At 64.4% G+C, this 9240-nt stretch carries 7 protein-coding genes and 1 pseudogene; all 8 read left to right on the top strand.

The window, feature by feature from the left end; translation table 11 throughout:
* A pseudogene (locus tag EN984_RS12080) lies at positions 1-225 on the top strand (glutamine amidotransferase); the annotation flags it as partial.
* 4 nt (positions 226-229) lie between these two features.
* Positions 230-955 carry a GXGXG domain-containing protein gene (locus EN984_RS12075; RefSeq protein ID WP_027036064.1) on the top strand — a complete coding sequence of 242 codons (726 nt, stop codon included), beginning with the start codon at positions 230-232 and terminating at the stop codon, positions 953-955.
* Positions 956-961: 6 nt separating this feature from the next.
* Complete coding sequence (locus EN984_RS12070; protein WP_127383757.1) at positions 962-2290, top strand: FMN-binding glutamate synthase family protein; 1329 nt, start codon at positions 962-964, stop codon at positions 2288-2290.
* 61 nt (positions 2291-2351) lie between these two features.
* Positions 2352-3659: a type III glutamate--ammonia ligase gene (gene glnT / locus EN984_RS12065; protein WP_127270291.1), complete on the top strand. Its 1308-nt coding sequence runs from the start codon at positions 2352-2354 to the stop codon at positions 3657-3659.
* Positions 3660-3695: 36 nt separating this feature from the next.
* Entirely contained in the window at positions 3696-4949 is a 1254-nt protein-coding gene (locus EN984_RS12060; RefSeq protein WP_127270293.1) for a sarcosine oxidase subunit beta family protein, read from the top strand.
* A gap of 17 nt (positions 4950-4966) precedes the next feature.
* Positions 4967-5242 carry a sarcosine oxidase subunit delta gene (locus EN984_RS12055; RefSeq protein ID WP_127269579.1) on the top strand — a complete coding sequence of 92 codons (276 nt, stop codon included), beginning with the start codon at positions 4967-4969 and terminating at the stop codon, positions 5240-5242.
* Between the two features lie 229 nt (positions 5243-5471).
* Positions 5472-8453: a sarcosine oxidase subunit alpha gene (locus tag EN984_RS12045; protein ID WP_127269577.1), complete on the top strand. Its 2982-nt coding sequence runs from the start codon at positions 5472-5474 to the stop codon at positions 8451-8453.
* Positions 8446-9075, top strand: a complete 630-nt coding sequence (locus tag EN984_RS12040) for a sarcosine oxidase subunit gamma family protein (protein WP_127269576.1) — start codon at positions 8446-8448, stop codon at positions 9073-9075. Before EN984_RS12045 ends, EN984_RS12040 begins: the two co-directional genes overlap by 8 nt.
* Positions 9076-9240: the final 165 nt, after the last annotated feature.

Below are 9240 nucleotides of genomic sequence, written 5' to 3'. Positions count from 1 at the left end.
GGCACGCTCTCCGACCTAGACGGCTTCTTCACCTTCGTCGTCGGCACCAAGAACGGTTTTGGCGTGGTGCGCGACCCGATCGCCTGCAAGCCCGCTGTCATGGCCGAAACCGACCAGTATGTCGCCTTCGGCTCGGAATATCGCGCGCTGACCAAACTGCCCGGCATAGACAATGCGAGGGTCTGGGAACCCGAGCCCGCAACCGTCTATTTCTGGGAGCATTGAGTTCATGCCCGCAACCACGCTTTCAAAGACTGCGGCACACGATCCTCGGGTCTTCGATCTCGACCAGCTGTCGCTGCGCGAACTCAATCAGGCGCTGCACAATCTGGCGCCGGGCTCGAACGAAACGGCATGGGAAGTGCTGAACCCGAAAGGCAGCCATTCGGTCGCCGTCGGCGTCGACCAGCCTGTTGCCATCGATGTGCGCGGCAGCGTCGGTTATTACTGCGGCGGCATGAATTCCGGCAGCACCATTACCGTGCATGGCTCGGCAGGCCCCGGCGTCGGCGAGAACATGATGTCGGGCTCGATCACCATCAAAGGCGACGCCAGCCAATATGCCGGCGCCACCGGCAAGGGCGGCCTGCTGGTCATCGAAGGCAACGCCTCGTCGCGCTGCGGCATTTCGATGAAGGGCATCGACATCGTCGTCCACGGCAATATCGGCCATATGTCGGCTTTCATGGCGCAGTCGGGCAATCTGGTGGTGCTGGGCGATGCCGGCGACGCGCTGGGCGATTCCATTTACGAGGCGCGGCTCTTCGTGCGCGGCAAGGTCGAAAGCCTCGGTGCCGACTGCATCGCCAAGGAGATGCGGACCGAGCATCTGGAATTGCTGCAAGGCCTGCTCGACCGTGCCGGCATCACCGGCGTCAAGCCGTCGGAGTTCAAGCGTTACGGTTCGGCGCGCACGCTCTACAATTTCAATATCGACAACGCCGACGCGTATTGAGGCAGCATGACCTATCGCAACCCGCCGACGACGCCGCGCAAATCCGCGACCTTCGACGACTACACGCTTTCCGAGATCCGCCGTGCCGCAGCGACCGGCATCTATGACATCCGCGGCGCCGGCGCCAAGCGCAAGCTGCCGCATTTCGACGACCTTCTGTTCCTCGGCGCATCGATCTCGCGCTATCCGCTCGAAGGCTATCGCGAGCGCTGCGACACATCAGTCGTGCTCGGCTCTCGCCATGCCAAGAAGCCGATCGAGCTAAAGATCCCGATCACCATCGCCGGGATGAGCTTCGGCTCGCTGTCAGGCCCCGCCAAGGAGGCACTCGGGCGCGGCGCGACCCTGTCGGGCACCTCGACCACCACCGGCGACGGCGGCATGACCGAGGAAGAGCGCGGCCATTCAAAGCAGCTGGTCTATCAATATCTGCCGTCGCGCTACGGCATGAACCCGCGCGATTTGCGCCGCGCCGATGCGATCGAAGTCGTCGTCGGCCAGGGCGCCAAGCCGGGCGGCGGCGGCATGCTGCTTGGCCAGAAGATTTCCGACCGCGTCGCCGAGATGCGCACGCTGCCCAAGGGCATCGACCAGCGCTCGGCCTCGCGCCATCCCGACTGGACCGGACCCGACGATCTCGAGATCAAGATCCTGGAACTGCGCGAAATCACCGACTGGGAAAAGCCGATCTACGTCAAGGTCGGCGGCGCCCGGCCCTACTACGACACCGCGCTTGCCGTGAAGGCCGGCGCCGATGTCGTTGTCGTCGACGGCATGCAGGGCGGCACCGCCGCCACCCAGGAAGTGTTCATCGAAAATGTCGGTATGCCGACGCTTGCCTGCATCAGGCCGGCGGTGCAGGCGCTGCAGGATCTGGGCATGCACCGCAAAGTGCAGCTGATCGTCTCCGGTGGTATCCGCAACGGCGCCGATGTCGCCAAGGCGCTGGCGCTCGGCGTCGACGCGGTCTCGATCGGTACGGCTGCCCTTGTCGCGCTCGGCGACAACGATCCCCGCTGGGAGGCGGAGTATAACGAGCTCGGCACCACCGCCGGCGCCTATGACGACTGGCACGAGGGGCGCGACACCGCCGGCATCACCACGCAGGACCCCGAATTGATGAAGCGGGTCGACCCGGTGGCTGCCGGGCGCCGGCTGGCGAACTACCTCAAGGTGATGACGCTGGAAGCGCAGACCATCGCGCGTGCCTGCGGCAAGAACAGCCTGCACAATCTCGAACCCGAGGACCTCGTCGCGCTGACGATCGAGGCAGCCGCCATGGCCGGCGTGCCGCTGGCCGGCACCAACTGGATACCGGGGAAGAACGGCTTCTAATCAACGAAGGGCCGACTCCCGCATACTCGGGAACAACAATCGATAAAAATGGGGAACTATCGTGGCAACTGATCTTGCAGAATTCGCAAGGGCGAAAAACGTCAAATATTTCATGATTTCCTACACTGACCTGTTCAGTGGCCAGCGTGCCAAGCTGGTGCCGGCACAGGCGATCGCCGACATGCAGAAGGATGGCGCCGGCTTTGCCGGGTTCGCCACCTGGCTGGACCTGACGCCGGCACATCCCGACATGCTGGCGGTGCCGGATCCGGATTCGGTGATCCAGCTGCCGTGGAAGCCGGAAGTCGCCTGGGTCGCGGCCAACTGCATCATGGACGACAAGGAGGTCGACCAGGCGCCGCGCAACACGCTGAAGCGGCTGATCGCGGAAGCCGCCAGCGACGGCATGCACGTCAAGACCGGCGTCGAGGCCGAGTTCTTCCTGATCTCGCCCGACGGCAAGACGATTTCCGACGAATACGACACGGCCTCAAAGCCCTGCTACGACCAGCAAGCGGTGATGCGTCGCTATGACGTCATCGCCGAGATCTGCGACCACATGCTGGCGCTCGGCTGGGGCGCCTACCAGAACGACCACGAGGATGCCAACGGCCAATTCGAGATGAACTGGGCCTTCGACGACGCGCTGGCGACCGCGGACAAGCATTCCTTCTTCAAGTTCATGGTCAAGTCGATCGCCGAGAAGCATGGCCTGCGCGCGACGTTCATGCCCAAACCGTTCCAGGGCCTGACCGGCAATGGCTGCCATGCCCATATCTCGGTCTGGGATAAATCGGGCAAGACCAACGTTTTCGCCGACAAATCGATGGAGCTCGGCCTGTCGGCCAAGGGCCGGAATTTCCTCGGCGGCATCATGAAGCATGCCTCGGCGCTGGCCGCGATCACCAACCCGACGGTCAATTCCTACAAACGCATCAACGCGCCGCGCACCATTTCGGGCGCGACCTGGGCGCCGAATACAGTGACCTGGACCGGCAACAACCGCACCCACATGGTGCGCGTGCCCGGCCCGGGCCGCTTCGAACTGCGACTGCCGGATGGGGCGGCCAACCCCTATCTGCTGCAGGCGGTTATCATCGCCGCCGGCCTCGACGGCATCCGCTCCAAGGCAGATCCCGGCAAGCGCTACGACATCGACATGTACCAGCATGGGCACACGGTGAAGGGCGCGCCAAAACTGCCGCTCAACCTGCTCGACGCGTTGCGCGAGTTCGACAAGGACAAATCGCTCAAGGCGGCGCTGGGTGAGGAATTCTCGTCGGCCTACCTAAAGCTGAAGCACCAGGAATGGAATTCCTATGCTTCGCACTTCACGCAATGGGAGCGCGACCACACGCTGGATATCTGACCACCAGCGTGACGCGAGCGACCTCGGAATGAACTGATGAAATATTCGATCTTTTCGCTCGCCCGCGCCGCCCTGTCCGGCCACAAGAACTGGCAACGCACCTGGCGCGACGCCACGCCGAAGGATCGCTACGACGTGGTGATCATCGGCGGCGGCGGCCACGGGCTTGCCACCGCCTGGTTTCTCGCCAGCGAGTACGGCATCAAGAATGTCGCCGTACTCGAAAAAGGCTGGATCGGCTCCGGCAATGCCGGCCGCAACACCACCATCATCCGCTCCAATTACGGCCTGCCCGGCAACACCGGCTTCTACGAATTGTCGATGAAGCTGTGGGAGCGGATGGAGCAGGACCTCAACTACAATGCGATGGTCAGCCAGCGCGGCGTCATCAACCTCTACCACTCCGACGCACAGCGCGACGCTTATGCGCGGCGCGGCAACACCATGCGCATCAACGGCATCGACGCCGAACTGCTCGACCTCGCTGCCGTCAAGAAGATGATCCCGTTCCTGAACTTCGACAATGCGCGCTTTCCCGTGCAAGGCGGGCTCTTGCAGCGGCGCGGCGGCACGGCGCGGCACGATGCGGTGGTCTGGGGCTATGCCCATGCGGCGAGCGAACTCGGCGTCGACATCATCCAGAATTGCGAAGTCACCGGCTTCGTCAGGGACGCCAATGGCAAGGTGACCGGCGTCGAGACATCGCGCGGCAAGATCGGTGCCGGCAAGGTCGGCATGGCGGTCGCCGGAAGTTCGTCGCGCGTCGCGGCGATGGCCGGCCTGCGCCTGCCTATCGAAAGCCATGTGCTGCAGGCCTTTGTCTCCGAGGCGATCAAGCCGCTCATCCCTGGTGTCATGACCTTCGGCGCCGGCCATTTCTACGTCAGCCAGTCCGACAAGGGCGGCCTCGTCTTCGGCGGTGACATAGACGGCTACAATTCCTACGCCCAACGCGGCAACATGCCTGTCATGGAGGACGTCTGCGAGGGCGGCATGGCGCTGATGCCGATGATCGGCCGCGTGCGCCTGCTGCGCCAGTGGGGCGGCATCATGGACATGTCGATGGACGGTTCGCCGATCATCGACAAGACGCCGGTCGACGGGCTCTATCTCAACGCCGGCTGGTGCTATGGCGGCTTCAAGGCGACACCAGGCTCCGGCTTTGTCTTTGCCCATCTGCTGGCGCGCGACGAATCGCACGAAGAAGCCGCTCGGTTCCGTCTCGACCGGTTCCGTACCGGCGCCATGATCGACGAAAAGGGCCAAGGCGCCCAACCGAACCTGCATTGAAGGCGGTCTAGAACAGCATGCGCATTGTCTGTCCCTTCTGCGGCGAACGCGAACTCGGCGAGTTCACCTATCTCGGCGACGCCAAGCCGGTGCGGCCGGTCGCCGACGCCTCGGAAGACGAGGTCTTCAACTATGTCTATCTGCGCGACAACGTCGCCGGACAGACCAGCGAACACTGGTACCATGGCGGCGGTTGCCGGGCCTGGCTGAAGGTCACCCGCAACACGCTGACGCATGAGATTTCCGCCGTTGAGCCGGCGGCTGGCGTGGGTGCGAGGCAGGTCGCGAAATGAATTTTCTTGTGCAAGTCAGCGCCGCCCCTCACCTGCCTGCCGGCATCCTCTCCCCGTATAGAGACGGGGAGAGGGACCTGGCTGCTATTCCTGCAGCGTTGATGATTAGCGAAATCGTGGACGAGAGCGTCCTTCTCCCCGTCACTATACGGGGAGAAGTGCCCGGCAGGGCGATGAGGGGCGGCTCGACGCTGCCGCATGACATCGAAGCGACGAAGGGTCGGCAATCGTGACTTCCAGCCAATCCCATCGGCTCGGCAATGGCGGTCTCATCGACCGCTCGGTGCCACTGAACTTCCGTTTCGACGGCAAGGCTTTCTCCGGCTTCCAGGGCGATACGCTCGCCTCCGCGCTGATCGCCAACGGCGTCAAGCTGGTCGGCCGCTCATTCAAATACCATCGCCCGCGCGGTATTCTCACCGCTGGTTCGGAAGAACCCAACGCGCTGGTCGAGCTGCGCACCGGCGCACGGCGCGAGCCGAACACCAAGGCGACGACAGCCGAACTCTATGACGGGCTCGAGGCCGCCAGCCAGAACCGTTGGCCGTCGCTGCGCCACGATTTGATGTCGGTGAACCAGCTGTTCGCGCCGATCTTCGTTGCCGGCTTCTACTACAAGACTTTCATGTGGCCGGCGAAATTCTGGGAAGCGATCTACGAGCCGGCGATCCGCCGCGCCGCCGGCCTCGGCCGTGCCTCAGGCATCGCCGATCCCGATCACTACGACAAGGCATGGGCGCATTGCGATGTGCTGATCGCCGGTTCAGGTCCGGCCGGTTTGGCCGCGGCATTGGCAGCCGGCCGCGCTGGCGCCCGCGTCATCCTGTGCGAAGAGGATGTTGTCCCCGGCGGCCGCCTGCTGTCGGATGGCGGCACGATCGATGGTGTTCCGGCCGCCGAATGGCTGTCGCGGACGCTGGCTGAATTGGCCGATATGCCGGACGTCCGCATCATGACCCGCACGGCACTATTCGGCGTCTACGATGGCGGCGCCTATGGCGCGATCGAGCGGGTCAACGACCACCTGCCCTCGCCGCCTCAGCATCAGGTGCGACAGCGGCTGTGGCGGATCGTGGCGAAGCGCTGCGTCGTCGCGGCCGGCGCCATCGAACGGCCGATCGTCTTTGCCGGCAACGACACGCCCGGTGTTATTATGGCGTCCGCCATGCGCACCTATGTCGCGCGCTATGCGGCGACACCGGCAAAGCGCCTCGCGCTGTTCACCAACAATGAGGATGGCTGGCGCACGGTCGAGACTGCACTCGGGGCCGGCCTGCAGATCGCGGCGGTCATCGATGCACGGTCCGAAGTGTCGCCAGCGCATCGTTCGCTGGCCTCCAAGGGCGGCTTCCCGGTGCTGCATGGTTCCGTCAGCGGCGTCGATGGCGGCAAGGATGGCGTCAGGAAAATCGCGGTCTCGCTGACCGGTGGCGCGCGCGCCGAGGTCGAAGCGGACGGCCTCGCGGTCTCTGGCGGCTGGAACCCGGCTGTCGGGCTGACTTCCTACCATCGTGGCCGGCCGAAATGGCAGAACGACATATCTGCCTTCGTGCCGGACGGCGCGCCTCCAGGCATGGTCGCCGCGGGTGCCGCCAATGGCGATTTCGGCCTCGGCGCCTGCCTGAGCGAGGGATTTGCCGCCGGCGCGGCAGCGGCGCGTGACACGGGACATAGCGGCACAGTGGGTATCGCGCCTGCCGCCGACGACGAGGCATTCTCGCTGACGCCGCTATGGCACGTCGCCGGCAAGGGCAAGGCGTTTGTCGATTACCAGCACGACGTCACCGCCTCCGACATCGAACTGGCGCAACGCGAAGGCTTTGAATCCGTCGAGCACCTGAAGCGCTACACGACGCTCGGCATGGCGACCGACCAGGGCAAGACCTCCAATGTCGCCGGCCTTGCCATCATGGCCGCGGTCAGCGGCCGTTCGATCCCCGAGACCGGCACGACAATCTACCGGCCGCCTTACGTGCCGGTCGCCATCGGCGCCTTCGCCGGTCATCATCGCGACGAGACGTTTCATGCGACGCGGCTGACGCCGTCGCACCACTGGGCGGCCGAACAGGGCGCAATCTTCGTCGACACCGGCCTGTGGAAACGTGCGCAATGGTACCCTCGCGCCGGCGAGAAGGACTGGCTGGAATCGGTGACCCGCGAGGTCAAGGCGGTGCGCGGCGGCGTCGGCTTCTGCGATGTCTCGACGCTCGGCAAGATCGACGTGCACGGCCCCGATGCCGGCGCCTTTCTCGATCGCGTCTACATCAACACCTTCTCCAGCCTCGCCGTTGGCAAGGCGCGCTATGGGCTGATGCTGCGCGAGGACGGCATCGTCTATGACGATGGCACGACATCGCGGCTGGCCGAGGACCACTATTTTCTGACCACCACCACGGCCAAGGCCGGGCTGGTGATGCAGCATCTCGAATTCTGCCGCCAGGTGCTGTTCCCGGAGCTCGACGTGCAGCTCACTTCCGTCTCGGACCAGTGGGCGCAATTCTCGATCGCCGGGCCGAAGACACGCGACCTGCTCAGGGAAATCGTCGACCCGGCCGAAGACCTTTCCAACGAAGGCTTTCCATTCATGGGCGCGCGCGAAGTAGCACTTCGCGGGGGCCTGAGGGCACGGCTGTTCCGTATCTCGTTCTCAGGCGAGATGGCTTTCGAGATTTCAGTGCCGGCGCGCTTTGGCGATGCCATGGCGCGCAATCTGATGCTGGCCGGCGCGCCATTCGGCGTGACGCCCTACGGCACCGAGGCGCTCGGCGTCATGCGCGTCGAAAAGGGCCACATCGCCGGACCGGAACTGAGCGGCACGACGACGGCGGCCGATCTTGGCCTGGGCAAGATGATGTCGACCAAGAAAGACTATATCGGCCGCGTCATGGCCGGACGCGAGGCGCTGGTAGCCCCGGACCGGCAGGTCGTCGTCGGCATCAAGCCGACGGACAAGGCACGCCGGCTGCGCTCCGGTGCGCACATCATCCCGAAGGGACAGACACCCGGCCCCGGCAACGACCAGGGCTATGTCACCTCGGTCTGCTTCTCGCCGACGTCGGATCAGTGGATCGGGCTCGCGCTTGTCGAACGCGGCCGCGAACGCATCGGCGAGATCGTGCATGGGCATGACCCGTTGCGCGGCGAAGACTACGATGTCGAACTCTGCAATCCCGTCTTCTACGATCCGGATGGAGGGCGCCAGCGTGGTTGATTTTTCCTGGGCTCCCCGCAGTCCCCTTGAAAAGGCGCTTGTTGCCGGCGTGCATGGTGCACGCGGTATCGAGGCCGGCGTCTCGCTGACCGAGATCCGCAATTTTGACCTGATCCAGATCATGGCGAGGCGCGGCCAAGGGGCTGATCTGGCGAAAGCGGCCAGGGCCCGTTTCGGCGCGGTGCCACCGGATGCGCCGAAGGCGGTACAGACTCCGGATGCCACGCTGATCTGGTCGGGGCCGGATCAGTTCTTCGTTCTGTCAAACGGCGGCAAGCACACGACGCAGACGTTGACGCCGGCATTCTCCGGCTCCGCCTCGCTGTCGGATCAGTCGCATGCACGGGTCTTGATCAGCATTTCGGGCGTCAAGGCACGCACCATGCTGGCGAAACTGTCTTCGATCGACTTGCACCCAACGACGTTCCCGGTTGGCGCCGCCGCCGCGACATCGATGGATCACACCAGCGTCACGCTCTGGCGCGGCGGCGATCGGCCGGATGGGCAGGCGGTGTTCAACCTTCTGGTGTTTGCGACCTTCGCCGAAAGCCTTTGGCATACGGTGCTGGATTCGGCTGCGGAGTATGGTGTCGATATCCGCCACAGCGAGGAACTGGTCTAGTTTTCAGTTTTCGTCGGAATGGCCAATTCCGAGCGTCGGCGCCGCCCCTTGTATCTGCACGAGATGATTATGTGCGATGGAAGCGATTGAGCCTCGGGCCGGATGGCCATCCGGCCCGAGGCTTGGCGAAGTCGCCCGCTGCCCCTCCGGCTACAACCGTCAATG

This window comes from Mesorhizobium sp. M7A.F.Ca.CA.004.12.1.1, assembly GCF_003997835.1.
GTDB lineage: Bacteria > Pseudomonadota > Alphaproteobacteria > Rhizobiales > Rhizobiaceae > Mesorhizobium.
Note: the sequence above shows the minus strand (reverse complement) of the source record. Positions and strands in the feature narration are given on the sequence as shown.